At 67.8% G+C, this 24,696-nt stretch carries 20 protein-coding genes; 7 read left to right on the plus strand and 13 right to left on the minus strand.

What is annotated here, in order from left to right; genetic code table 11:
- Nucleotides 1-167: 167 nt before the first annotated feature.
- The 6 genes from ABRP34_RS07975 to ABRP34_RS08000 form a co-directional block, all read right to left on the minus strand.
- Nucleotides 168-602: a DUF779 domain-containing protein gene (locus ABRP34_RS07975; RefSeq protein WP_003804231.1), complete on the minus strand. Its 435-nt coding sequence runs from the start codon at nt 600-602 to the stop codon at nt 168-170.
- A complete protein-coding gene (adhP, locus tag ABRP34_RS07980; RefSeq protein WP_353712790.1) occupies nt 602-1,624 on the minus strand; it encodes an alcohol dehydrogenase AdhP in 1,023 nt (340 codons plus the stop codon). The genes ABRP34_RS07975 and adhP overlap by 1 nt, the downstream gene beginning before the upstream one ends.
- Nucleotides 1,625-1,820: 196 nt before the next feature.
- Complete coding sequence (locus ABRP34_RS07985; RefSeq protein WP_353712791.1) at nt 1,821-3,344, minus strand: aldehyde dehydrogenase family protein; 1,524 nt, start codon at nt 3,342-3,344, stop codon at nt 1,821-1,823.
- Between the two features lie 166 nt (nt 3,345-3,510).
- A complete protein-coding gene (locus ABRP34_RS07990) occupies nt 3,511-4,887 on the minus strand; it encodes a GAF domain-containing protein (RefSeq protein WP_353712792.1) in 1,377 nt (458 codons plus the stop codon).
- 112 nt (nt 4,888-4,999) lie between these two features.
- The gene (locus ABRP34_RS07995; protein ID WP_353712793.1) at nt 5,000-6,436 is read right to left on the minus strand and encodes an FAD-dependent oxidoreductase; all 1,437 of its coding nucleotides are present in this window, start codon (nt 6,434-6,436) and stop codon (nt 5,000-5,002) included.
- Between the two features lie 139 nt (nt 6,437-6,575).
- Entirely contained in the window at nt 6,576-7,574 is a 999-nt protein-coding gene (locus tag ABRP34_RS08000) for a DNA topoisomerase IB (RefSeq protein WP_353712794.1), read from the minus strand.
- A 114-nt stretch (nt 7,575-7,688) separates the two neighbouring features.
- On the opposite strand from ABRP34_RS08000, the gene rarD reads away from it, so the two are divergent.
- Nucleotides 7,689-8,765 (plus strand): EamA family transporter RarD, encoded by a 1,077-nt coding sequence (gene rarD, locus ABRP34_RS08005; RefSeq protein ID WP_353712795.1) that lies wholly within the window; start codon nt 7,689-7,691, stop codon nt 8,763-8,765.
- Between the two features lie 9 nt (nt 8,766-8,774).
- On the opposite strand, the gene ABRP34_RS08010 is transcribed toward rarD, so the two are convergent.
- The 3 genes from ABRP34_RS08010 to ABRP34_RS08020 all read right to left on the minus strand — a co-directional run bounded on the left by ABRP34_RS08010 (nt 8,775) and on the right by ABRP34_RS08020 (nt 12,733).
- Nucleotides 8,775-9,641, minus strand: coding sequence for a universal stress protein (locus ABRP34_RS08010; protein ID WP_353712796.1), 867 nt, complete (start codon nt 9,639-9,641; stop codon nt 8,775-8,777).
- Nucleotides 9,642-9,869: 228 nt separating this feature from the next.
- Nucleotides 9,870-11,243, minus strand: coding sequence for a 4-aminobutyrate--2-oxoglutarate transaminase (gene gabT / locus ABRP34_RS08015; RefSeq protein WP_353712797.1), 1,374 nt, complete (start codon nt 11,241-11,243; stop codon nt 9,870-9,872).
- Between the two features lie 59 nt (nt 11,244-11,302).
- Nucleotides 11,303-12,733, minus strand: a complete 1,431-nt coding sequence (locus ABRP34_RS08020) for an aminobutyraldehyde dehydrogenase (protein ID WP_003804216.1) — start codon at nt 12,731-12,733, stop codon at nt 11,303-11,305.
- 142 nt (nt 12,734-12,875) lie between these two features.
- On the opposite strand from ABRP34_RS08020, the gene ABRP34_RS08025 reads away from it, so the two are divergent.
- The gene (locus ABRP34_RS08025) at nt 12,876-14,312 is read left to right on the plus strand and encodes a PucR family transcriptional regulator ligand-binding domain-containing protein (RefSeq protein ID WP_353712798.1); all 1,437 of its coding nucleotides are present in this window, start codon (nt 12,876-12,878) and stop codon (nt 14,310-14,312) included.
- Between the two features lie 71 nt (nt 14,313-14,383).
- Here the strand turns inward: ABRP34_RS08025 and ABRP34_RS08030 are convergent, their stop codons facing one another.
- From ABRP34_RS08030 to ABRP34_RS08040, 3 genes are read right to left on the minus strand one after another with little or no spacing between them, the layout of a single operon-like run.
- A complete protein-coding gene (locus ABRP34_RS08030; RefSeq protein ID WP_353712799.1) occupies nt 14,384-15,067 on the minus strand; it encodes an alpha/beta hydrolase in 684 nt (227 codons plus the stop codon).
- A complete protein-coding gene (locus tag ABRP34_RS08035; RefSeq protein WP_353712800.1) occupies nt 15,064-17,751 on the minus strand; it encodes a PEP/pyruvate-binding domain-containing protein in 2,688 nt (895 codons plus the stop codon). Before ABRP34_RS08035 ends, ABRP34_RS08030 begins: the two co-directional genes overlap by 4 nt.
- A gap of 10 nt (nt 17,752-17,761) precedes the next feature.
- Nucleotides 17,762-19,435: a CYTH and CHAD domain-containing protein gene (locus ABRP34_RS08040; RefSeq protein ID WP_353712801.1), complete on the minus strand. Its 1,674-nt coding sequence runs from the start codon at nt 19,433-19,435 to the stop codon at nt 17,762-17,764.
- 142 nt (nt 19,436-19,577) lie between these two features.
- Here ABRP34_RS08040 and ABRP34_RS08045 point away from each other — a divergent pair, with 142 nt between their 5' ends.
- From ABRP34_RS08045 to ABRP34_RS08060, 4 genes are all read left to right on the plus strand, one after another.
- Nucleotides 19,578-20,852 (plus strand): MFS transporter, encoded by a 1,275-nt coding sequence (locus ABRP34_RS08045; RefSeq protein ID WP_353712802.1) that lies wholly within the window; start codon nt 19,578-19,580, stop codon nt 20,850-20,852.
- A gap of 14 nt (nt 20,853-20,866) precedes the next feature.
- Complete coding sequence (locus ABRP34_RS08050; RefSeq protein ID WP_353712803.1) at nt 20,867-21,547, plus strand: FadR/GntR family transcriptional regulator; 681 nt, start codon at nt 20,867-20,869, stop codon at nt 21,545-21,547.
- A gap of 161 nt (nt 21,548-21,708) precedes the next feature.
- On the plus strand, nt 21,709-22,284 hold the full coding sequence (locus ABRP34_RS08055; protein ID WP_314191675.1) for a hypothetical protein: 576 nt from the start codon (nt 21,709-21,711) through the stop codon (nt 22,282-22,284).
- 115 nt (nt 22,285-22,399) lie between these two features.
- Entirely contained in the window at nt 22,400-23,590 is a 1,191-nt protein-coding gene (locus ABRP34_RS08060; protein ID WP_353712804.1) for an AI-2E family transporter, read from the plus strand.
- Nucleotides 23,591-23,684: 94 nt separating this feature from the next.
- On the opposite strand, the gene ABRP34_RS08065 is transcribed toward ABRP34_RS08060, so the two are convergent.
- Nucleotides 23,685-24,218, minus strand: coding sequence for a hypothetical protein (locus ABRP34_RS08065; RefSeq protein WP_003804196.1), 534 nt, complete (start codon nt 24,216-24,218; stop codon nt 23,685-23,687).
- A gap of 167 nt (nt 24,219-24,385) precedes the next feature.
- Here ABRP34_RS08065 and ABRP34_RS08070 point away from each other — a divergent pair, with 167 nt between their 5' ends.
- On the plus strand, nt 24,386-24,676 hold the full coding sequence (locus tag ABRP34_RS08070; protein ID WP_043419329.1) for a hypothetical protein: 291 nt from the start codon (nt 24,386-24,388) through the stop codon (nt 24,674-24,676).
- Nucleotides 24,677-24,696 lie beyond the last annotated feature (20 nt).

The following is a 24,696-nucleotide window of genomic DNA, read 5'->3' on the forward strand; positions in this document are numbered from 1 at the left end:
GAAAACCTTGTGGATACAACCGAACCGGAGCTCTTTGCGCTGCTGGTCCACCCAAATTGGGGGTTTTCAACCAGTCAACTAACGGGCAACGCTCAGGCGGGGCCACTACCTCGCGGCCCCACCTGAGCGTCTTCTGCAAAGGAGTATTGCATTCGGTCTGAGTTTGCTCAGACCGGCCAGTCCATGAGTGTGGAGCGGATCAGGAAGCGCTTGCCTTCCGGCGCCTCGACGGAAAATCCGCTCCCCCGGCCCTGCACCACGTCCACCGTCAGGTGGGTGTGGCTCCAGTAGCCGAACTGTTCCCTGGACATCCAGAACTCCAGCGGCTGGGTGCCGTCGTCCACGGAACCGGGCCGGCCGCCGTCGTCCGCCGAGAGGTCAAACCGCCCCAGGAGCACATCCGACTCCCCTGTGATGAAATCACCGGCCGGGTAGCACATGGGCGCCGAGCCGTCGCAGCAGCCGCCGGACTGGTGGAACATGAGCGGGCCGTGCTGCGCCCAGAGCTTCCGCAGCAGCGACACCGACTCGGCGGTGAGCGCCACCCGGGAGAAGTCCTCCCCGGGCAGTGTCACCGCAGCGTCCAGCCTGGTGTCGGGCATCAGAACCTCAGCACCACACGGCCGTCGATCTTCGCATGCTTCATCTCGTCGAAGACCGCATTGACTTCCGAGAGTTCCCGGGTGGAGACAGTGGGGTGGATCTTGCCCTGTGCGTAGAAATCCAGTGCCTCCTCGAGGTCCTGCCGTGTCCCCACGATGGAGCCGCGGACGGTGAGGCCCTTGAGGACGATCTCGAAGATCGGTGCCGGGAAGTCGCCCGGGGGCAGGCCGTTGAACACGATCGTGCCGCCGCGGCGGGCCATGCCGATGGCCTGCCCGAACGCTGACGGGTGCACGGCTGTGACCAGGACTCCATGGCAGCCTCCGGTTTCACGCTGGATGATTTCCGCCGGATCCTCGTGGAGCGCGTTGACGGTGAGCTCGGCGCCGTGCTTCCTGGCGAGGGCGAGTTTGTCGTCCGCGATGTCCACCGCGGCGACGCGCAGACCCATGGCCACGGCGTACTGGACGGCGATGTGCCCCAGGCCGCCGATGCCGGAGATGGTGACCCACTCCCCCGGCTTCGCTTCGGTCATTTTCAGTCCCTTGTAGACGGTGACGCCGGCACAAAGCACCGGAGCGACCTCCACAGGATCCGAGCCGGCCGGAATCCGCGCAGCAAACCGGCTGTCCACCAGCATGTACTCGCCGAAGGAGCCGTCCACGCTGTAGCCGGCGTTCTTCTGTGCCTCGCACAGCGTTTCCCAGCCGGTGCGGCAGTACTGGCAGTCGCCGCAGGCGGACCAGAGCCAGGCGTTGCCCACCAGGTCCCCGACCGCGAGATCGGTGACGCCCTCGCCGAGGGCCACCACCTCGCCCACCCCTTCATGGCCGGGCACAAACGGAGGGGACGGTTTGACCGGCCAGTCCCCTTCCGCGGCGTGGAGGTCGGTGTGGCAGACCCCGCTGGTGATCACCTTAATGAGGGCCTGTCCGCGGCCTGGCGTTGGGACGGGAATGGCCTGGATCTGGAGGTCCTTGCCGAATTCGGATACTACGGCTGCTTGCATTGTCGTCGTCATTGGCGAAATCCTTGCGTCGTTTGAGCGTTGTTTGGGTGGTGCGGAAAAGGTGGTGCTGCCCTCCTGAGGGGTGGCCAGGGGTAGTTCTTCCGCCGCGGTAGGGGCGGGAAGCATGGTGCGGGCGGGGACGGATGGAGCTGATCCGTCCCCGCCCGGGTAGGGGCTGGAGTGGGGCGCGAGGGCCGGGCCCCACTCCCTAGAAGAAGCCGAGCTTGTTCTCGTTGTAGCTGACCAGGAGGTTCTTGGTCTGCTGGTAGTGGTCCAGCATCATGGCGTGGTTCTCGCGGCCGATGCCGGAGGACTTGTAGCCGCCGAACGCGGCGCCGGCCGGGTATGCGTGGTAGTTGTTGACCCAGACACGGCCCGCCTGGATCTCGCGGCCTGCCCGGTACGCGACGTTGCCGTTGCGGGACCAGACGCCTGCGCCGAGGCCGTAGAGGGTGTCGTTGGCGAGGCCCATGGCGTCGTTGTAGTCGCTGAAGCGGGCCACGGAGACCACCGGGCCGAAGATCTCCTCTTGGAAGATGCGCATCCGGTTGTGGCCCTCGAAGATCGTGGGCTGGACGTAGTAGCCGCCGGCCAGGTCACCGGACAGTTCAGCGCGGGCGCCGCCGGTGAGCGCCTTGGCGCCCTCCTGCTTTCCGATGTCGATGTAGGAGAGGATCTTCTCCAGCTGGTCGTTGGAGGCCTGCGCACCGATCTGGGTTTCTGTGTCCAGCGGGTTGCCCTGGATGATCTTCTCGGTCCGGGCCAGGGCGTCGGCCATGAAGGAGTCGTAGATGCCTTCCTGGACCAGGGCGCGGGACGGGCAGGTGCAGACTTCACCCTGGTTGAAGGCGAACAGCGCGAACCCTTCCAGAGCCTTGTCATAGAACGCATCGTTGGAGTCGGCGACGTCGTTGAAGAAGATGTTCGGGCTCTTGCCGCCGAGTTCCAGCGTCACGGGGATCAGGTTGTTGGAGGCGTACTGGCTGATCAGCCGTCCGGTCGTGGTCTCGCCGGTGAAGGCGATCTTTCGGATCCGCGGGCTGGAGGCCAGCGGCTTGCCCGCCTCGACGCCGAAGCCGTTGACCACGTTGACCACGCCGGCCGGCAGCAGGTCGCCGATCAGTTCCATCAGGACCAGAATGGACGTTGGCGTCTGTTCCGCGGGCTTGAGGACGACGGCGTTGCCCGCCGCGAGCGCGGGGGCCAGCTTCCAGACGGCCATCAGGATGGGGAAGTTCCACGGGATGATCTGGCCCACGACGCCGAGCGGCTCGTGGAAATGGTAGGCCGTGGTGTCGTCGTCGAGCTGCGACAGCCTGCCCTCCTGGGCGCGGACGGCGGAGGCGAAGTAACGGAAGTGGTCTGCCGCGAGCGGGATGTCCGCGTTGAGGGTCTCGCGGACCGGCTTGCCGTTGTCCCAGGTCTCGGCGACGGCGAGCAGTTCGACGTTCTCATCGATGCGGTCGGCGATCTTGTTCAGGATCGCGGCGCGTTCGGCCACCGAGGTCCGGCCCCAGGACGGCGCCACCTTGTGCGCGGCGTCGAGGGCGAGTTCGATGTCCTCGGCGGTACCGCGGGCCACCTCACAGAACGGTTTGCCGGTGACGGGCGTGATGTTCTCGAAGTACTGGCCCTTCACGGGTGCAACCCACTCGCCGCCGATCCAGTTCTCGTAGCGGTCCTTGAACGTGACCTTCGAACCCTCGGTGCCGGGCTGTGCGTAAACGGTCATTGCTAGCTCCTTTGCTCTGCAACACGGTGGCGATGTGTCATGGTGATCGCCGATGCATCGAGCCTAGGAGCGGGCAGGTTGCAGCCAGGTTGCAACCGTGTGACCCGGGTCACCGCTGATTGAGCCTGCCCCCTAACCTCGCAAGCTCGGCCACGGGCAGCTGGGATTAGGCGCTCAGTTCCGTTTCCAGCCGCTCCAGATCGGCGACGACGGCGGCCCGCTTGGGAGAGCGCGGCGGCAGGAGCTTCAGGGCGGCACGCCGGACGTCGACGTCGTCCGCCGCCTCCGGCAGTTCCGCGTACTTGAGAAGCGACTCGGCGCTGCCGTCCGTCAGCACGGCCTCGCGCAGCAGCGCGGACACGCGGTTCCGGAGCTCGACGACGCCGGGCGCCTCCGAGCGCGGCAGGACGGCGCCGCGGTAGATTTCCAGGGCGATCCGGTGGGCGCCGCGCTGCAGGCAGGTGAGCACCTGGCTGCTGTCCGGCAGGAGCTCCAGCGCCAGCCTGTACGGCCGCGACTCCGGTACCGCGGCCGGGTTCAGCTGCTGCAGAACCTTCCGGAGCCGCACCATCTCGGCGCGCAGGGTGATTGTGGAGCCGTCCCCCGGGTACAACAGGACGCTCAGTTCGTCGGCGCTGAGGCCGTCCGGGTGGGTGCTGAGCAGGGCCAGGATCTCGCTGTGCCGGGCGGAGAGCACCACGCTGCGGCCCTCGATGCTGAGCAGTGCCTGGTCACGGCCCAGCAGCTGCAGGCTGTTGCGGTACAGGCTGCCTTCCCGCGCCGCACCGCTGGCCGCCCCGGAACCCGGCTGCCGCCGTCGTGCTTTAACGCGTTCCTGGGCAGCCGCGAGCTGCAGGCGTTCCACGCGCAGCTGGGCCTGGGCCGCCGCCACGGTGGCCTCCACGAGGGAAAGCGTGTGCGGCGCCACGGCCGCCTCAGTGCCCGTGATGTCCACGACCCCCAGCAGCGCACCGGAATCGGGGTCCTGGAACGGCACCGCTGTGCAGCTCCAGGGGTGGACTGAACGTTTGTAGTGCTCGGCGCCGGAAATCTGGATGCCGCGGCCCAGGGCGAGGGCGGTCCCGGGGGCGCTGGTTCCCACAGTGGCCTCCGACCAGTCGGCACCGGGAACGAACATCATGCCTTCGGCGCGGCTGCGCACGCCGGTATCGCCTTCCACCCAGAGCAGCCTGCCCACCTCGTCGCCCACGGCAACGAGCAGTCCGCAGTCGTGGCTGGGGCGGATGAGGAGCTTCTGGATCACGGGCATGATGGCGGCCAAGGGGTGCTGGCGGCGGTATTCTTCCAGCTCGTCCGCGGCGATGGCCAGCGGCGCCTCGGGGTTGTCGGGGTTGGCCCGCAGCTTGGCGGACCGCTGCCAGGATTCGCGGATCAGGCGGCGCAGGCCGGGGATTTCATCGGTGTCGGGGAACGCTTCGCTCTGCGCGTGGCTGTCCAGGAATTCGTGGCTCGCCAGGGCGCGCCGCTGCACCAGCACCGAATCTACGGATCCGGGTGCCGCCGGCTGGATCAGGTTCTTCATCGAACTCCCACTCGCCCAAACGCTTGCCCGCGACAGTCTAGTCCACCCAACTAGGTAGCAGTAGAGGGCGTTCCCGGTGCTGGGAACACCCTGTGCTGCTACCTAGTTGGGTTTAGCCGCGAGAGATTTGGATCATCTCCTCGCGCGGCACCACCTTGATGCGTTCGCGCACGACGCCGTCGTTCCCGGCGGCGGATTCCGTCCACGAAGCGCCGAGGGCGGCCTCGTGGGCGTTCAGCTTGTTCCAGCCTTCCCACGTCGTGTACTCGATGCCGCGCTCCTCGAGCAGGTCGATGATCGCCTGCGGGTCGGGGTTCTGGGCCGGCGGCAGGGTGAGCCGGTCCTCGAGGAGGAAGCCGATGGTTTCCAGGGCGTCGCCCTTCGTATGCCCGATCAGGCCGACCGGCCCGCGCTTGATCCAGCCGGTGGTGTAAATGCCGGGGACAGGATTCCCGTCGGCGTCGAGGACACGGCCGCCTTCGTTGGGGATGACCCCGCGCTTGGCGTCGTATTCCAGTTCGTCCAGCGCAGAGCCGTGGTAGCCGATGGCGCGGTAGACGGCCTGCACCGGGTAGTCGATGAACTCCCCCGTGCCCTTGACGTTGCCGGTGCCGTCAAGCTGCATGCGCTCGAACTTGATGCCGGCAACCTTGCCGGACCCGCCGTCGTCGTAAATCTCCACCGGGCTGTGCAGGAAGTGCAGGTGCAGGCGGCGCGACGACGGCTGTTCAGCCTCGGCGTGCTCCTCGACCAGCCAGTTGGTCATGGTGTTCACCATGGTCTTGGTCTGGTTGTTGCTCCGGATCGCGTCGTCGGAGGCCTCGTCGAATTCGAAGTCCTCGGGGTAGAGCACGATGTCGACGTCGCGGGCATGACTGAGTTCGCGCAGCTCCAGCGGGGTGAACTTAACCTGGGCGGGGCCGCGGCGGCCGAAGACGTGGACGTCGGTGACCGGCGAATTCTTCAGGCCCTGGTAGACGTTGTCCGGGATCTCCGTAACGAGCAGCTCGTCGGCGTGCTTCACCAGCATCCGCGCCACGTCCAGGGCCACGTTGCCGTTGCCGATGACCGCGATTTCCTTGGCGTCCAACGGCCAGTCGCGGGGAACGTCCGGGTGCCCGTCGTACCAGGACACGAAGTCGGCGGCACCGAAGGAGCCGTCGAGGTCGATCCCGGGGATGTCCATATCGGCGTCCTTGATGGCGCCCGTGGAGAAGATGACGGCGTCGTAGAAGGCGCGGAAGTCGTGAAGGGTGAGGTCCCGGCCGTAGGTGACGTTGCCCAGGAACCGGATGTCGCCGCGGTCCAGGACCTTGTGCAGGGCGTTGACGATGCCCTTGATGCGCGGGTGGTCCGGGGCCACACCGTAGCGGATCAGGCCGTACGGTGCCGGGTAGGCCTCGAAAAGGTCGATGCTGACCTCGAAGCCGCCGTCCTTGACCTCGTTGGACTTGGTCAGGATGTCCGCGGCATAGACGCCTGCGGGTCCCGCGCCGACGATCGCGACGCGGAGCGGGCGCTTGGCCGTGGATTCAGCTGTGTTGGACACCGTAAGCCCTTCCGGAACGGGAGACCGCGCCCCACCGGCGCGCAGTTGTCAATTCTAATTGTCCGCCCGGCCGGGCGTCCCACCCGTGACGGCGCACGGCGGTGCGTGACGGCCCGCGGCCTGGCCGGCCCGGCCAGCGTCAACCGCTCTTGCGCAGCGCCACCACATCACCCTCGCGGTACAGCAGCGCCCGGAGTTCCGATTCCGCCGAGTCCAGCCGCTTGGGGTCGATGGTCTCGCCAGCCGCGAAGTGGTCCAGCAGCCGGGGGTCCACATAGCTCTTGCGGGCGATCGCCGGCGTGTTTCCCAGCACCGCCGCCGCCTCCATCATGGCGACGCTGATGGCCCGCTTCCTCTTTGCCTCGGTTTTCTGCGGCCCGCTCCGGGCCAGGCTGACGGCGGCCGCAGCGGTGCCACGCAGGGTCCGGAAGTCCTTCGCGGTGAAGTCGTCGCCCGTGCGTTCCTTGACGTAGCCGTTGATGTCGGCGCTGGTCACCGGGTGCCACGTGCGGCCGTTCTTGTAGGCCAGCAGCCGCGCGTTGCCGCCGCGCCGCTTCAAGGCCTGGGCCAGCGGTGCCAGGTCCGGGTCATCGATGCGGGACTCCCAGGTTTTGCCGCTCTTGGCCGGGAAACTGAGGAACAGGCATTCCTTGCGGACCCGGACGTGGGCGCAGAGCAGGGTGGCGAGTCCGTGGCTGCCGTTTTCGTTCGTGTACCTTTCCGAGCCCACCCGCAGGGAGCCACTGTCCAGCATTCTGAAAGCCGCGGCCAAAACGCGCTGGCGGGTGACGCCGTCGGACCTCAGATCAATGGTGACCAGCCGCCTGGCGGTGGGCAGCGATTCGGCGAGCTGGAGCGCGCGGTCGAATTTCACGCGGTCTTTCCGTTCGCGCCACTCCGGATGGTAGATGTACTGCCGGCGGCCCACGGCGTCCAGCCCCGTGGCCTGGATGTGCCCGTTCTCGAACGGCGCTATCCACACGTCTGTCCAGGCGGGCGGAATGCCGATGCTTTCCAGCCGGTCCCGGACCGGTCCCGGCGGCAGCGTGGACCCGTCCAGGTCCCTGTAACTGAACCCGGAGCCGGCCCGCACCCGGCGGTAGCCTCGGCCGGAAGCATTGCTGTGGCGGAGCCTCATCGGGCCGTCGCCCGGCGGTGAGTCGTACTCATAATGGCAAGCCTACTGACTAAATTGCTTCGGCAGGCACCCACTGGGCCGTGGGCACGGAATACCGCTCCCTAAGATGGTGTTATGGGTCTTGTGCCTAACCCCGACGGATCCGTCTCCTCCGCTCTTCCGACTGTCCCTTCACCCGGCGCCGCGCCCTCGGGCATGACCACTCCCGGGGCATCCGGCAAGCCTGGCGCCGGCAGTTTGCCTGGCGCACCCAAAGCCGTGGACAAGGAGACGACGGCGGGAATCCTCTTCGGCATCGGCGCCTACGGGCTGTGGGGGCTGCTTCCGCTGTACTTCTTCGTTCTGCAGCCGGCCGGTGCGGTGGAAATCGTGGCCAACCGGGTGGTGTGGTCCCTGATCTTCTGTGCCCTCCTGATCACGGTGACCCGGGCGTGGCGCGTCCTGGGCGCTGCCCTGCGGAACCGCTCCGTGCTGTGGACCCTGGCGGCCGCCGCCGGCCTCATCGCGGTGAACTGGCTGACGTATACCTACGGCGTCACCACCGGGCAGGCAGTCGAGGCCTCGCTTGGGTACTTCATCAACCCGCTCGTATCGGTCCTGCTCGGCGTGTTCGTCCTGAAGGAGACGCTCCGGCCGCTGCAGTGGGCCGCGGTCGGAATCGGTTTCATCGCCGTGGGGGTGCTCACCGTGTCTTACGGCAAGCTGCCCTGGATCGCCCTGACCCTGGCCGTCAGCTTCGGCCTGTACGGCTTCGTGAAGAAGCGGGTGGGGCCGCGTGCCGACGCCATCACCAGCCTCACCGTGGAGACGATCGTCCTCGCTCCCCTGGCCGCGGCCACCATAATTTTCCTCGCGGTGAGCGGCACGGCGTCGCTAACCACCCACGGCCCCGGGCACTTCTGGCTGCTTTTGGCATCGGGCGTCATCACGGCCGTGCCGCTGCTGTTCTTCGGTGCTTCGGCCCGCCGGCTGCCGATGACCACCATCGGGCTGCTGCAGTACTTCGCCCCCGTGTTGCAGTTCATTGTTGCCCTGGTGGTGTTCCGCGAGGCCATGACGCTGGACCGGTGGATCGGCTTCGGCGTCGTGTGGCTTGCCCTGCTGGTGCTCACCGTGGACATGCTGGCCGCGACGCGCAAGAGTTCAGCGGCCAAACGGCTCGCCCGCAGGGAAGCGCGAACGAACACTTAAGCCCCGCGGTCAGGGTGCCGAGTCGGAGCGGTCGTAGTCGCGCGGCACAACCACCATGGGCACCGGCAGCGCGCGCAGGACCTTGTTGGCCGTGCTGCCTAGGAACATGCGGTTCCTCTCGGCCAGGCGCGAGGACCCGACGATGAGGATCTCGCCGTCGTCCCATTCGAGTCCGTCGATGGCTTCCTCGATCGTGCGGCCATGCGCTACAGCCACGCCGACCTCGTGCCCGGCCGGCACCTTCCCCGACGCCGCCGTCAGGACGGTGTTGGCGTGGATGTGTGCCGCGTTGATCGCCTCACCGGCGTCACCGGCGGCGTCGAGCTCCACCAGCGACACCAGCCGCAGCGGCACACCCCGCCGCTTCGCTGCCCTGATGGCGGTCTCGATTGCAGCCTCGGCGCCGGCCCGCTGCCCCACGGCCAGGGTAAGGCGGGTAACGGGTGCTGTCCGCTGGTAGCCGCGCGGCGCGAGTGCCACCGGTACGGGCGAGGCGTGCAGCAGCGCGTTGGCCACTGACCCCACTGAGTAGCGCTTGAACAGGCCGGTGCTGGCGGCGCCCACAGCGATGAGCCCGGCTTCGAACTCCACCGCCGCGTCGATGAGACCGCCGGCGAAGGAATCGGCCTCACGCACATGGAATTTCGCGGGCAACCCTTCCGGAACCAGTGCCAGGCCCTCCCGCTCCGCCGTCAGCACCTCCTGCTCCGCGGCGCTGACCCGGCTGCCCTCCGGGTTCAGTGCCACGTAGGGAGTGCCCGGCTTCACCACATAGACCAGATCCAGTTCGGCGCCCTGGGCCAAGGCCAGTGACGTGCCCAGGGCAACGGCGTCTGCGCCGCGCTCGGTGGGTGTGTAGCCGACTACGTATCGCATGCGAAACCCCTCTTTGGGTAGTGCAGACCGATGCCCGGCTCCCGGCGGCGCTCCCCGGCCTGCGGCGTGAAGTGCAGTGGTGAGATGACTCTACCGCGGCTCTCCGGCCGGAGGATGGGAAGCATGGGCCGGGACACAAAGCAGAGTACGACGGCGGCGAAAACGACGGCGGGCCGGGCACCTTTCGGTACCCGGCCCGCCGTCGTCGTGCGTTTATCAAAGCGCGAATTACGCGTTGGCCCTGATGGCCGTGGCGAGGACCTCCAGCCCGTCCAGCAGCAGCTCGTCGCTGATCACCAGCGGGGGCAGCAGGCGGATGACGTTGCCGTAGGTTCCGCAGGTGAGGATGATGACGCCTTCCTTGAGGCAGGCGGCGGCAACGGCCTTGGTGAGCTCCGGGTTGGGTTCCTTCGAACCGGCCTGGACCAGCTCGATGGCCAGCATGGCGCCGCGTCCGCGGATGTCGCCGATCACGGAACCTCCGGCGCCACCCGGAAGCGCAGCTGCAAGTTCGCGCAGCTTGCCGAAGGACAGCTCCTCGATGTGCTTGGCGCGGGCGCTGAGGTCGTACTCCTGCATGGAACCGATGGAGGCCAGGGCGGCGGCGCATGCCACCGGGTTGCCGCCGTAGGTGCCGCCGAGGCCGCCGGGGTGGACGGCGTCGAGCAGGTCTGCGCGCCCGGTGATGGCGGACAGCGGCATGCCGCCGGCGATGCCCTTGGCCATGGTGATGATGTCCGGAACGATGCCCTCGTGGTCCACGGCAAACCATTCACCGGTGCGGCAGAAGCCGGACTGGACCTCGTCGGCGATGAAGACGATGCCCTTTTCCTTGGCCCAGGCGGACAGCGCCGGCAGGAAGCCTTCGGCCGGGACGATGAAGCCGCCCTCGCCCTGGATCGGTTCGATGATGATGGCGGCCACCTGGTCGCCGCCGATCTGCTTCTCGATCGCGGTAATGGCCCGCTTGGCGGCTTCGGCACCGGTGATCTGCGGGTTTTCTTCACGGAACGGGTAGCTCATCGGCATGCGGTAGACCTCGGGCGCGAACGGGCCGAAGTTGGTCTTGTACGGCATGGCCTTGGCGGTCAGCGCCATGGTCAGGTTGGTGCGGCCGTGGTACGCGTGGTCGAAAGCGACGACGGCGTCCCGGCCGGTGGCCAGGCGGGCCACCTTGATGGCGTTTTCCACGGCTTCGGCGCCCGAGTTGAAGAGGACGGTGCGCTTCTCGTGGGTGCCGGGGGTGAGCTTGTTCAGCTGCTCGGCGACGGCGACGTAGCCCTCGTAGGGGGTGACCATGAAGCAGGTGTGGGTGAAGTGCTCCACGGCCTCCTTCACGGCACCGACGACGGCGGGGTCGGACGCACCGACGCTCGTCACCGCGATGCCCGAGCCGAGGTCGATGAAGGAGTTGCCGTCGACGTCGTGGATGATGCCGCCGTCGGCGTCCGCGACGTAGACCGGAACGCTGGAGGCGACACCGGCGGCGACGACTGCCTTGCGGCGTTCGGTGAGGGCCACCGACTTGGGGCCCGGGAAGTCGGCCTGGACGCGGCGCTTCTGCTCGAGGCGGTAGGTGATTTCGTTGGCGGTGGTGGTCATGGGGTTTCTTTTCTTTCTACGATTCCGGGGGTTTCGACTAGCTCAACCAACGGGCCCGGTTAGGCATCCAGTGCGGACATGACGTGCTTGATGCGCGTGTAGTCCTCGACGCCGTACATGGAGAGGTCCTTGCCGTAGCCGGACTGTTTGAAGCCGCCGTGGGGCATTTCGGCGGTGAGGAGAATGTGCGTGTTGATCCAGACCGCACCGAAGTCAAGGTCGCGGCTCAGCCGCATGGCCGTGCCGTGGTCGGACGTCCAGACGCTGGAGGCCAGGGCATACTCGACGTCGTTGGCCAGCTCCACCGCTTCCTGTTCCGTGCTGAACTTCTGCACGGTGATGACCGGGCCGAACGTTTCCTTCTGCACGATGTCGTCCGTCTGCTTGGCGCCGGTGATGATGGTGGGCTCGAAGAAGAACCCCTTCTCCCCCGCGCGGTGGCCGCCGGTTTCGATCCGGCAGTTCGCCGGCAGCGAATCGACGACGGCGCTGACCGCCTTGAAGTGGTTGACGTTGTTCAGCGGGCCGAAGTAGTTGTCTTCGTCGTTCTGGGAGCCGGTGTGCAGGGTCTTGGTGTGTTCCACCATGGCGGCGACGACGTCGTCGTGCACCGAGTCCTCCACCAGGACACGGGTGATGGCCGTGCAGTCCTGGCCGGCGTTGAAGAACGCGAACTCGGCGATGGCCGCGGCGCTCTTCTTGATGTCGGCGTCCTTGAAGACGATGGCCGGGGCCTTGCCGCCCAGTTCCAGGTGCGCGCGCTTGAGGCCCTTCGCGGCGCCCGAAGCGACGGCGATGCCGGCGCGCACGGAGCCGGTGATGGACACGAGGCCCGGGACCTTGTGCTCCACCATCAGCGCACCGGTTTCGCCGGTGCCGAGGATGACGTTCAGGACGCCGGCCGGCAGGATGTCCGCGGCCAGGCGCGCCAGGACCAGGGTGGATTCGGGCGTGGTGTCGGAGGGCTTCAGGACCACCGTGTTGCCGGCTGCGAGCGCAGGGCCGATCTTCCAGATGGCCATCAGGAACGGGTAGTTCCACGGTGCCACCTGGGCCACGACGCCGATCGGCTCGCGGCGGACGAAGGAGGTGTGGCCCTCAAAGTACTCACCGGCGGACTTGCCTTCGAGAATGCGGGCGGCACCGGCGAAGAACCGCAGCTGGTCGGCGCCTGCCGCCACTTCCTCGGACGCGATCAGGGAACGGACCTGGCCGGTGTTGCGGTGCTGGGCATCGACGAGTTCGTCGCTGTTGGCCTCGATGGCGTCGGCGAGCTTGAGCAGCATGAGCTGCCGCTGCCCGGGGGTCACGTGCTTCCAGGTCTTGAAGGCGTCCTTGGCGGCGGCCATGGCGGCGTCGACGTCAGCCTCCACGGAAACGGGCGACTTGGCCACCACGTCCCCGGTCACGGGGTTCACGATGTCGAGCAGGCCCGTGCCTGCAGGCGTGACGAACTCTCCGTTGATGAAGTTTTGCAAGGTCTGAACCACGGTGTACAACCTCTTTCGTCCTGAATGGTGTGATGCGGCTGACTCGAGCCTATTCCAGCCCGACACCGCGGGGAATAGCCACCTGCACACCCTTGAACCGGTGCTTTAGTGCGATCGGCCAGCATCCCGCTACCCTTGATCCATGGCAATTTCCCTCGCGGCGCTGCTGGCCGTGCAGTCTCTGGGACTCAAGAAATCCAGCCTTGCGGAGACCACTTCCCACCAGGACATCCGCTGGGTTGCGGTCACGGAACTGGAGGACCCGCAGCGCTTCCTCAACGGCGGCGAACTGGTGCTGACCACCGGGCTGCGGATGAAAACTGCGCCCGAACAGCGCCGCTTCGTGCGCCAGGTCCAGCGCGCCGGCGCCGTCGGGATCGGCTTCGGAGTGGGGCTCTCGCACGAAGCCGTCCCCCCGGCTTTGATCGCGGAGGCGAACCGCTGGGGGCTGCCCGTAGTCGAAGTGCCGTACGGCACCCCGTTCATCGCCATCAGCAAACTCGTGGCCGACGCGCAGTCCGCGGACCACTATTCGAAGCTTGAGCGTCTCATCGCCGGGCACCAGATCCTGGCCCGTGCGCTGCTGACCGGCGGCGGCCTCGCCGAGCTCCTGCGGCACCTGGGCGGCATGCTCCGCACCGAGATCGCGCTCACCCAGTTCACCGCCCAGCTGTACAACAGCGGCAGCGAGCCGCCGACTGCCGACTCCTGGACCACCTATCCCATTCCCACCGGGCGCCGCGACGCGTGCACGCTCTGGGTGAAGCAGCCCTTCGAGGATTCCGGCATCATCGGCTACGCGCAGAACCTCATCAGCGTGGAACTCAACAACATGGTCAAACAGCGCCAGGCGGAGCGGGCGCTCTGCGGGCAGGTGCTCGAGGACGTGATCCACGGAACCCTGGACCCCAGCGAGGCCCAGCGCCGCCTCGCCGGGACGGGCATCAACAGCACGCGCAAAAACGTGGTGATTCTGGCCGGATCCGAGGCGCACCACAAGCAGCTGGTCAGCTCATCGCTGCCGCAGTCGCTGGAGAACGCGGTGACCGCCGTCGTAGGAAAGGACCTGGTCACGGTGGTGCCCGACGACGGCCGCGGCGCCACGGCGTTGGCCAGGAGCCTCAGCGACCACCTCGCCGAAGCTGGCATCCACGCCACCATCGGCATCGGCGGCGCATACACCAAGCCGAACGGCCTGCGCTGGAGCTACTTCGAGGCGCGTGACGCCGCCAGCCACGGGCTGCCGGTGAACGAGCCCGAACGGCTCAGCCTGACCTCCCTGCTCCTGGCCAGCGAGGACGTGCCGCTGGCGGACATGGCCAACGAATCGCTGGACCCGCTCCGGAGCTTCGATGCCGCCCACGGCGCCGAGCTGATGGCCACGCTGGAGAGCTACCTGAACAACAACGGCTCCGTTGCCGCGGTCGCCGAGGCGCTCACCCTGCACCGGAACACGGTCCGCTACCGGCTGGCCCAGATCACCGAACTCACCGGGTACGACCCCTCCGTCACCGCCGACCGGGTGCAGCTGTGGCTCGCCCTTGCAGTTGCCCGGCTTGGCGCCCGGCACACCGGCTAAGCCGGTTCACTGCTCTGTCACAGGGATTCGCTCTGTCACAGGGATCCGCTCTGACACCGGGATCCGCGGTGTCACAGGGATCCGCGGGCAAAGCCATCCAGCCGGCCTGCGAGTTCAGCCGGGTTGCTCAGGGCGACCAGGTGCCCGCCCGGGATTTCGTCAATTTCCAGGCCGAGCCGGGTCCGGACCACGCGGCGTTGAAAGTCCACGGGGAAAAAGCGGTCATCGCGGCCCACCAGCACCCTGGTGGGCACGTCGGGCCAGCGGTCGATCCCGCAGGGCTGGCCGAACGGTGTGTCGGATGGAGCGCGCTGCTCGCCGGCGCCCGCGGCGATCACCTCCGGGGGAACGTCGTGCAGGAAATGCACGCGCTCATCGAAGTCGCCGGTGCGCCCGTTCAGCCTGTCATTGAGCTCGCGGGCCTGGGGCTGGCCGGTGGCCTCCCACCAATCGCCGGGCGTCTCACCCGGAAGAGGCACCATCGGATTGAGCAGGACGATTAGCTCCACCGGCACCCGCGCCGCGACAACGGGGACGGTGAAGGCGCCCAGGGATTGGCCCACGAGCACCACAGTGCGGCGATCCCCGATGGCCGCGAGGACGGTGTCGGCGTAGTCCTGCAGTCCCAGGCGGGGATCGTCCTCGCGGATGTCCACCGCTATGGCCTGGTGCCCCAGCCGTTCCAGCTCGGGCACCAGCCGGTGCCAGTACCACCCGACTCCCCCGGCGCCCGGGACAAGAACGAAAGTGCTCACGGGTTCTCCTGCCTCTCCGCGTCCACCACAATCGTCCCCGCGGCTCCGTCCACTGTCACGGTGTCCCCGGTTTGAATCCGCGTGGTTGCGTCCGGGACGCCGACGACGGCGGGAATTCCGTATTCGCGCGCCACCACGGCACCGTGGGAAATGGGTCCGCCCATTTCCATGACCAGTGCCGCGGCAGTCATGAACAGCGGCGTCCACCCCGGGTCCGTCGACGGCGCCACGAGGATTTCGCCCGGCTCCAGGTGCGCGCCGGCCGGGTCCAGGATCACCCTGGCTTTGCCTGTGACGCTGCCGGCCGAGGCCGCCGTCCCCGCCAGGGTTCCCGGCGGCAGCTGCCCGTCCGCGGAGGACGCCGCACGGGCCTGCGCGCCCATGGCCGCCTCGACGTCGGTGCCATCGGAAAGCAGCAGGCGGGGGATGCGCCGGCGCCGCATTTCGCGGTCGTAGCGCCGGCGGCGTTCGGCGACGGGTCCGCGAAGGTCCGCGCCGCGCAGTGCCACGCGGGCTTCGGCGAGGTCAAGGAAGAAGACGTCCTCCGGTACGGCGATCCGGCCCGCCTCGGCGAGTTCCTCGCCTACCAGTTGAAGCTGTCGACGGAGGACGGCGAAGGCCGTTATCAGCCGGAATTTGGGGTACTCGCGCATGCCGGCGGTTTCCCGGGCCCGCCGCAGGCTGTGGGCAACGATTCTGCCGAACGGCCTTCCCCTGGACCGGGCGGACCGTTCTGCCAGCTCGGCAACCTTGGCTTCGGCCAGCTCTGCGGCCCGCCGGAACCGCCGGTCAGGGGCGAGCTCCGGGTCGGCCAGCCTCAGGTAGTTGGCCAGGACGTTAATGATGTGGGCGGGATCCTCGCCCCAGCGGGGAACTCCGAGGTCAATTTCCGCCACCGCGCGATGTCCATACGTGGCGAGAAAGCCGCGCAGAGCGCCCTGGCAGACGGCGGGCAGTGTTCCTTCGGTGTAGCGGCCGGCGAGCATCTGTGGGTCTTCCCCGGTGAGCGCACGGACAGACTCCGGGTCCTCCCGGATCGAGGCGGCCGTCCGCCAGAGCTCCAGATCCATTTCGGTGGTCACATTGTGCGGCAGGCCGCGGAGTACGGCCTGCAGCTCACCGGCCCGCACAAGCCGGCCCAGCAGCAGCCGCGCCAGACCCAGCCAGATATACCCCGCGGCCGCCGGGGGCAGGACCCGCATCACGGCGGGGGTGATGTCTTTGGTGAGGAGGCGTTCCACGAAATCGAGCCGCAGGACACCGGAGGCCGGCTCCGGCAACATCAGTATCCGGTCCAGCTCATGGTCCGATTCCCTGACCCGGTCCAGGGCGGCGGCGGGACTGGCCATCGCGGCGAGAACGTGCCCAAGCAGGCCAAAGGGCGGCGTGGCCCGGAGCCCCGCTTTCAGCGCCGCACCGGAGGCCTTGGTGAGGCTGAAGCGGGGGTCTGCAGCCAGATAGGCCAGCACATCCACGGACCTGGCATCGGCCACTTTCATGGCTCTTTGAAGACTGCGCCTCCCGCCCTTGCTGCGCAGCATGGGGGTGACATCGACAAACAGGCGCATGCCGATCTGGGCGGACCGGTAGGCCCCCGGTCCGTCCCCGGCGGCTGTCGGCCGGGCTCTGTCGCTCATCAGCGCGAAGGATGCCAGGCCCATGGGTGTCAGCGGCCGGGTAAGCCCCTGCAGCAGGCTGGCGCACAGGTAAGCCCGGACGCCGTCGTCGTGGGTGCGGGGCCCTGGCAGGGGAAACAGCGTGGTGATCGGACGGGACTGCACCACCCGGATCCCGCCGCGCGGTTCGATGGCCCACTCCAGATCCTGGGGTTCCCCGTAGAGCACTTCCACCCGGGCCCCGAGGCTGGCCAGCGAGCGGACCTGCTCATCCGTCAGGCACGGCTGCGCTCCGCCATCCTGCCGGCGAAGCACCCGGGTTCCGCCTCCCGGTGCCGGCCGGCTTTCGATGAGTTTGTCACCCAGGCTGCGCTGGAGGATCTCCCCGGTGGCAGCATCGACCGTGAAATGATCCGGGTTCACAGCCCCGCTGACCAGCGCCTCGCCGAGTCCGTGCGCGGCGTCGATGACGGTTTCCTGGCGCCGGCCGGTCAGCGGATTCGCCGTGAACATTACCCCGGCCACGCCGGCGTCCACCATTTCCTGAACAACGACGGCGATGCCGACGGAACGCTGGGCAATCCCGTGATCGGCGCGGTAGGCAACGGCCCGGCCCGTCCACAGGGAGGCCCAGCAGCGGCGGACCGCATCCAACAGCGCGTCGGCGCCGACAACATTGAGGTACGAGTCCAACTGGCCTGCGAAGCTGGCTTCAGGCAGATCCTCGGCCGTGGCGGAGGAACGCACGGCCACCGGAGTGTCCTCGCCCAGACCAGCGTACGCGGCGAGGATGGCTTCGACGATGTCCCCGGGCAAGGAAGCCGACGCCAGCCTGCTGCGCGTCTGCTCTGCCGGCTCCGATGGTTCCACTCCTGCTGCGGCCGCCACCCGCCGGTAGGCAGCGGTGGTGACGCAGAAGCCGCTTGGGACCGGCAATCCGGCGGCCAGGAGCACACCGAGGTTGGCAGCCTTGCCGCCCACCTCAGGCACCATGTCCGCGTCCACGCGGGCCAGGCTGATGACCGTGTTCCCCGGGCGCGATGCAGGCCGGTCTGCGTGCCCTTCCACCGGCTGCCCCCTATCCCACTCCGCCCTGGATTGCCTTTCGGGACTTCCGGTGCGCCTTGCGGTACTTGGCTTCGGCCTTGGCGGCGCTCTTCTGTTCCCGCTTAAGGAGCGATCCGTAGGCCGAGGCAACCGGTTCCGGCAGGTCCGGGCCGCCGGCGAGCTTCCCAAGGAAAATCCGCGCCATCACGCTGTCGTGGTGGTCGCCGAGGATTTTCTGCTGCTTGTGCGCGGCCTTGGCGAGCTTCGCAGCGCGCTTGCCGAATAGCGGATCGACGGTCTCTGCCGCGTGCCGCAGCCGCTTGGCGTCCTTCCGGACCTGGTGCAGTGCGGTTTCGTGCGCTGTGGCCTCTTTGAGCTCCATGCCGGGCCTGTCGCCGGCGCCGTCCTTGGCCTGGGCAGCCGCCTTGTGGGCGCGGCGCAGCCGCTTGGCGGACTTGCGCACCAGCTTGCGGGCGGTCTTGCGCGCGGGCGCCCCGGCCGCCGGCAGGACGGGCGGGTGGTCACGGAAGTCCTCGAGGTCGTCGAGGAGCCGGAAGTAGCGGTCCGTGAGGAGCACTTCCTGCGTCTTGCGGTAGCCGGCGTCCAGCCTGGTGCCCAGCTCGCGCTCGATCCGCCGCCTGACGTCGTCCGCCCCCTCCCCCGCCGGCAGCTCGCCGGTGTTCGTCCGCAGCCGGTCCAGCATGACTTCGGCGTCACGGGGCGTGCCGAGGATCCGGCCCAGCCACTTGAGCTCGTCGCGCAGCCGGCCAACCGCGCCCCGGCCGTAGAGCTTCCGGTAGACCGCGAGGGCCGACCGGACGCGCCGGGTGGCCGAGCGCATCGCATGCACCGCATCGGGTTCCTCCAGCCGCACCCGGGCGTCGTTGGCCAGGATTTCGCTGATCTGCCCGGCCAGGTACGCGCTCACGACGGCGGACGCCGGCCACTGCTTGCCCGGTTTCCTGCCGCCGGGCTGCTTTCCCCCGCCGTCAGGTGCGACAGTACCGTCAGTTACGCCAGTGCCTTCAGTTTCCTTGGCTTGAGCTGTCGGCGCCGCCCCCAGTGCGCGCCGCAGCTTGGACTCGTTCGCTGACGGCCGGGCCCCGGCCGCGGCCAGGACCGCTGCTGCCGACTTGAGCACCTCCGGCTCGCCGTGAACCAGCTCGAGTTCCCATTCGCGCCACTGCTGCTTCTGGCCTGCGGGTTTCCCGCCCGCCCCCTGAAGAAGCTCGGCGTCCACGGCGTCATCGACAAAGTCGGCGAGGTGCACACCGTCGTCCCCGTAGAGTGCGTGGGTGGTTCGCCGGGTATTCAGGCGGGCCAGGGGCACGGGATCCGCTCCCCGGAGGTAGGCGTGCAGGTAGGCCAGCAGTTTCCCGGGAACGACGTCGGCCTGGCCCAGCGGGGCGTGGATCTCCCGGCGTTGTCCCGGCCCCTCCTCCGACGCGGACCCGGATCCGGCCGCAGCCCCGGCATCTGGCGGCAGCTTTACATGCCAGCCGGCATCGGCGCCGCCGCTGCGTCGCCGCAGCGTGATCCGGCGGGAGGCGAGAACCAGGTCCCCGGTGTCGAAGTAGACGGCTTCCAGTTCAGCCTGGTGGGGATCGCCCACGCCGGCCACACCGGGAATGGCGGCGAGGTCGGGCAGCGACGTGCCGTCGTCGACGTCGTACTTCTTCTCCGTTTCAAGGCCTTCGGCAGTCATGGCTGGGCGGCATCCTTTTCCGTTGCCGGGTTCCTGCGCGTAATGCGCCTGCTGGCCCGAGTCTATGCCCGGTCCGGAAGCCCCGCGAGAGTTTCCCCACAAAGTTCTAGACATCAAACGTCAAACGTCTAACGTTAAGGGGATGGCGACCACTTCCTCAGCACCCCCGACCGCAGCCACGTACCCGACCAAGCCGCGCACCGCCGTCGTCGCCGGTGTCATTGCCCTGGTGCTCATCGGCCTTAACCTGAGGGCCGGCATCACCGGCGCATCGGCCCTGCTGCACGATTTGCAGCAGGTTCTGGGCTACGGGCCGCTGGTTGCCTCGCTCATCCCCTCCATTCCCACGCTGTGCTTCGCCGTGGCCGGAGCCGCCACCTCCTGGCTGACCGGGAAGCTCGGCGTCGAGAAAGCCATCCTGCTCTCCCTCGGCATGCTGGCAGCCGGGCTGCTGGTCCGGGGCATCCCCACCACGGGCATGCTGGTGGTTGGCACGGTGGTGGGAATGTCCGGCCTGGCTGTCTGCAACGTGTCCATGCCGTCCTTCATCCGGGAGCACTTCGCCGCGCGCACATCGCTCATGACAGCCGTCTACACGGTGACCATGACCAGCGGAGCGACCGTCATGGCCGTGCTGGTGGTTCCGCTCTCGCAGGTGCTGGGGTCGCCGTCGGCCGGGCTGGGCACCATCGGGATCCTGGCCCTGTCCGCGTTCCTGGGCTTCCTGCCCGTGACGCTGCACGCCCACCGCAACACGGCCCGGAAAGCAGCCGGACACATCTCCCCCTGGCCGCTGCTGCGCACCAAGAAGGGCCTCCTGCTCACCGGCATCTTCACCCTGCAGGCACTGCTCGCCTATGCGCTGCTCAGCTGGTTCCCGTACATGCTCACCACCATGGGCCTCAGCCCGGCGGACAGCGCCGTCATGTTCGGGATCATGCAGCTGGTCTCGGTTCCGGCCGGCATGGTGCTGATCGCCATCGGTTCCCGGCCGCGGATGCTGCGCCCCGCCGTCTATCTGGCCACCCTCACCATGACGGCGGGCATTGCCGCGCTCCTCTTGCTTCCCGTTCCGCTGGCCGTCATTCCGGCGGTGCTGCTGGGCTTCGGCCTGGGCATCTTCCCGCTGGTGATGGTGATCATCAGCCGCAGCGGCCGGAACACCGCCGAGACCACGGCACTGTCCACGCTGGCGCAGTCCACCGGTTACCTCCTGGCCACCGTCGGTCCGTTCGGCATGGGCCTGCTGCACAGCGCGACGGGAAGCTGGACGCTGCCGCTTGCACTGCTCCTGGTCATCGCCCTGGTTCAGATCGTTGTGGCGCACCTGCTCAGCAGCGGCCGGGCCGGCGGAGTGAGCGCCAGCGGCGCGAGCACAGCGGGAACCAGCTCCGCCGGAACCGACGCCGCGGAATGAAAGAATAGGACGCCATGACCCTGAGCACGTCGCACCGCCCGCCGCTGGCGGACGAAGTCACCGCCAAACTCCGCGAAATGATCCAGACGGGCGAATGGCCGCTGCAGCAGCGCATACCCTCCGAAACCGAGCTCATGTCCGGGCTCGGCGTGTCCCGCGGGACACTCCGGGAAGCCGTCAAGGCCCTGGCCCACAGCGGGATGCTCGAGGTTCGCCGCGGCGACGGAACCTACGTCCGCGCCACGAGCGAAATCTCCGGAGCCGCCCGCCGGCTCTACAAGGAACACACGGACGAACACGTCCTCGAGGTCCGCGTGGGGCTGGACACACAGGCCGCGCGCCTCGCCGCCAGGCACGCAACGGCCGACGACGTCTCCGCCATGCGCGCGCTGCTCACCGAGCGTGAGGAGGCCTGGAACGTCGAGGACTTTGCGCGCTGGGCCGCCGCCGACTGGGGCTTCCACGAGCGGGTGGCGCAGGCCTCCGGCAACCCCCTCCTCCTCGAGCTCTATGTCAGCTTTGGCGACGTGTTCCACGCGGACCTGCTCAAGCAGCACCGACGCCCCGGCTTCAACGGCCTGCCGCAGGCCGGCCACGGGGACCTCGTGGACGCCATCGAAGCCCACGATGGCGATGCCGCCGTGGCCAGCGTGCACCGGAACCTCAACTCCTGCGCGGAGTGGCTGCGGGAGTAGCTGCACCCCCATACAGGGGGACTCTTTTGGGGGACGCGAGCCGCCTTTACAGGGTTTTCCCAAGGTTTTTCCAAGGTTTCGGTCTGATGCTCAGGGAAGCGGTCTACCTCGCGGCGGCACTCCGCCCCTTCGCACATCCTTCAGGCAGTTGGAGGCATACCGTGACATACAGTGCAGCCGCGGGACGTAGGATTCCGCGCAAATCCCACAAATCATCCCGGCGGCTGGTCGGGATTCTCTGCGTCGGGGCCGGGGTGGCCTGGGTGCTGTCCGTTATGCTGGGGCTGTCCGTCACGATCAGCGGCCCGCCGCGCGCTTTGGCCCTCTCCGTCCATATCCTGGCGATGGTGCTGGCGTTTGGTGCCATCCTTTTGGTGGACTGGCACGGCTTCCTGTGGCTTATCGGGAAGCGCGAACTGGCGGAGACCATCCGGCTCGACGGCGCCGCCGGTCCGCTGATCTGGTCCGGGACCGCAGCAATGCTGCTCACCGGCGCCTTCCTTGCCCCAAACGTCAGCAACCCGTGGACGATCGTAAAGCTGGGAGCGGTTCTCGTGCTGATGCTCAACGGCATCATGCTGATTCCGCTCATGCGCCGCCTTGTGGTCATGCCGCCAACCACCACTTTTGCCGGCCTGCCGATCGGCCAGCGCGTCCACATGCTCCTGTGCCTGGCAATATCACAGGCGTGCTGGTGGACCGCCATTGTGGTCGGTTTCGTCAATGCGGAGCTGTGACGCCCACGGCTCCGCCGGATGAACGGGTTTCGCCGCCATCCGTTACATCAGTAGGCTTACTATCTGACTGGGACGCCAGGTAGTGTCCGTTGCCCGCTGATAACGAGGAGTTCCGATGGCCCGAACAGCCCCACTGTCCGAGCAAGATCCGCTTCAAGGGCAAACGGCCGGCCCGCGCACGCCACGGTCGGCAACCCGGCGGCCGGACCATAAACCGCCCCGGGAGCTCTGGTCCGACAGCCTGGGAAGGGTGGGAATCCGGTGCGCCCAGGTCCTGCTGGTCCTCGCCGTGGCGGCCGTGTCCGTGTACGGCCTCCTGCAGATCCGGCTGCTGGTCATTCCGGTCCTGATTGCGCTGATCCTCGCAGCCGCCATCGGGCCATTCGTCAACCTGCTGCGGCGCCGCGGACTTCCCGGCGGGGCCGCCACCGCCGTGGCCTTCGTGGCCCTGCTGCTGCTCCTGGCCGGCATCGGCACCCTGATCTACTTCTCCGTCCGCAGCCAGTGGGGCGACCTGGTGCAGCAGGCGTCCAAGGGGCTCGACGAACTTGAGAACTTCCTCCTCTCCGGCCCGATCCCCATCGACCGCGAGCAGCTAAACCAGGCCAGGGAAGGCGCCGTCCAGTTCGCCACAAGCAGCCAGGTCCGGTCAGGCGCCATCACCGGCCTGTCTGCGGTGACGGAGTTCCTGGCCGGCGCGAGCCTCATGGTGGTGATCCTGTTCTTCTTCCTCAAGGACGGCGCGAAGATCTGGAACTTCCTCCTGCGGCCCTTCTCCGGGGAGCGGGAAGCCAGGCTGCGGCGGGTGGGCAAGCGGACGCTGGAGGTCCTTGGCGGTTACGTCCGCGGCACGGCCATCGTGGCGCTGGTGGATACCGTGGCCATCGGCGCCGCGCTGCTGATCATGCAGGTGCCGCTGGCCATCCCGCTGGCCATCATCGTGTTCATCGGGGCCTTTGTTCCCTTGGTCGGGGCAACCGTGGCCGGGATCCTCGCCGCCCTGGTGGCGCTCGTCGCCAACGGGCCTGTGGTGGCGCTGATTGTGGTGGCAGTGGTGATCGCGGTCAACCAGCTCGAAGGCGACCTGCTGCAGCCCATCGTCATGGGTAAATCGCTGCAGCTCCACGCCCTGGTCATTCTCATGGCCCTGACGGCGGGCACCATCCTGGCGGGCATCATCGGCGCCGTCCTGTCCGTTCCGCTGGCGGCCGTGACGTGGGCGATCATCCAGGTGTGGACCGCCGAGGACCCCCACCTGCAGGACATGAACCCGGACCTGCCGCCGGCTGACAGCCAGCCAACCTAGAACCCCACCTCAACTGGGCGGGACCAAGCACGACGGCGGCCGGGCACTTTGGTGCCCTGCCGCCGTCGCCCGCTATTGGGTTTTGGGGACAGGGTCAGCGCAGACCCTTGAACACATTCTTGGGCCGCTGCATTTCGCCGTGCTTGGCGCCCAGGACGATGACCGAGGCGGCAAAGGCGGGGATGGTCCACTGCAGGGCCTTCAGCTGATTCTGCGCCGACTGAAGCTTCTCCGAAGCGCCAGCCCGGGGTTCAGTGGCCCCCTCGCCACCCTCCCCGGACAGCTTCTCAACCTTCTTTCCCAGCACGCCGGCATACAAGGTTACCGCTGCCCCCGCCAGCGTGACTGCCGTCTTGTAGATGGTGTCCCGGGCCACGCCCTCCTGCTGGGCGATCCGGTCCTTGTTTTCCAGTGCGATGAACAGATCCGCCAACAAGTGGGTTGCGAAGGCAGCCGTCTGCACCGGCGCCCACTTCATCCAGCCGCGGCTCGAAAGGCGAGTCCGCTCGGCCGGGTCCTTCGCCTCTGCGGCGGCTCCGTTGAGGCCGACCGCACCCATCAGCGAGCCGCCAAACCAGGCTGCTGCCGTGAGGTCATGAACAGACCGCGCAATAAGATTTCCCGCCATGATGTCCTTCCTAATACGAGAGGTTCAATCCGGAACACAAGCTGGCGCAGACCCTGCGATCAGGAGTGCGCCAGCCGTACCAAAGACATGGTCCCCATATGGTAAGCACACTTACTAACGTTACGATAGCCCGTAATATCAATGGTTCTGTGCGTAAAATCAACGCCATGGGATCAACAGGAACACTGTTCGGCTGGGCATTCGGCGACTCCGAACGCGAGGACGACCAGGCATACGTAGACGGGCTGAAGCGCGAGGCGCTGGCCAACGCAACGCAGGCTGCCAAGAGCAAGGGCTTCGACGTCGAGGCTGGCTCGGAAGTATTCACCGTCCTCAGCGCCGGCGAAGCCCTCGTCGACATCGACACGGCACCCGACGACCTCGTGGTGCGCTGCACGGTGAAACTCGTGGGAGAGGGCTCGGAGCGCATCCACGCTGAAGGGCCAATGAACGGCTAAGCGCCGTTAGGCTGAATTAG

Origin of the sequence: Arthrobacter sp. K5, assembly GCF_040448525.1 — a bacterium.
Lineage (GTDB): Bacteria > Actinomycetota > Actinomycetes > Actinomycetales > Micrococcaceae > Arthrobacter > Arthrobacter globiformis.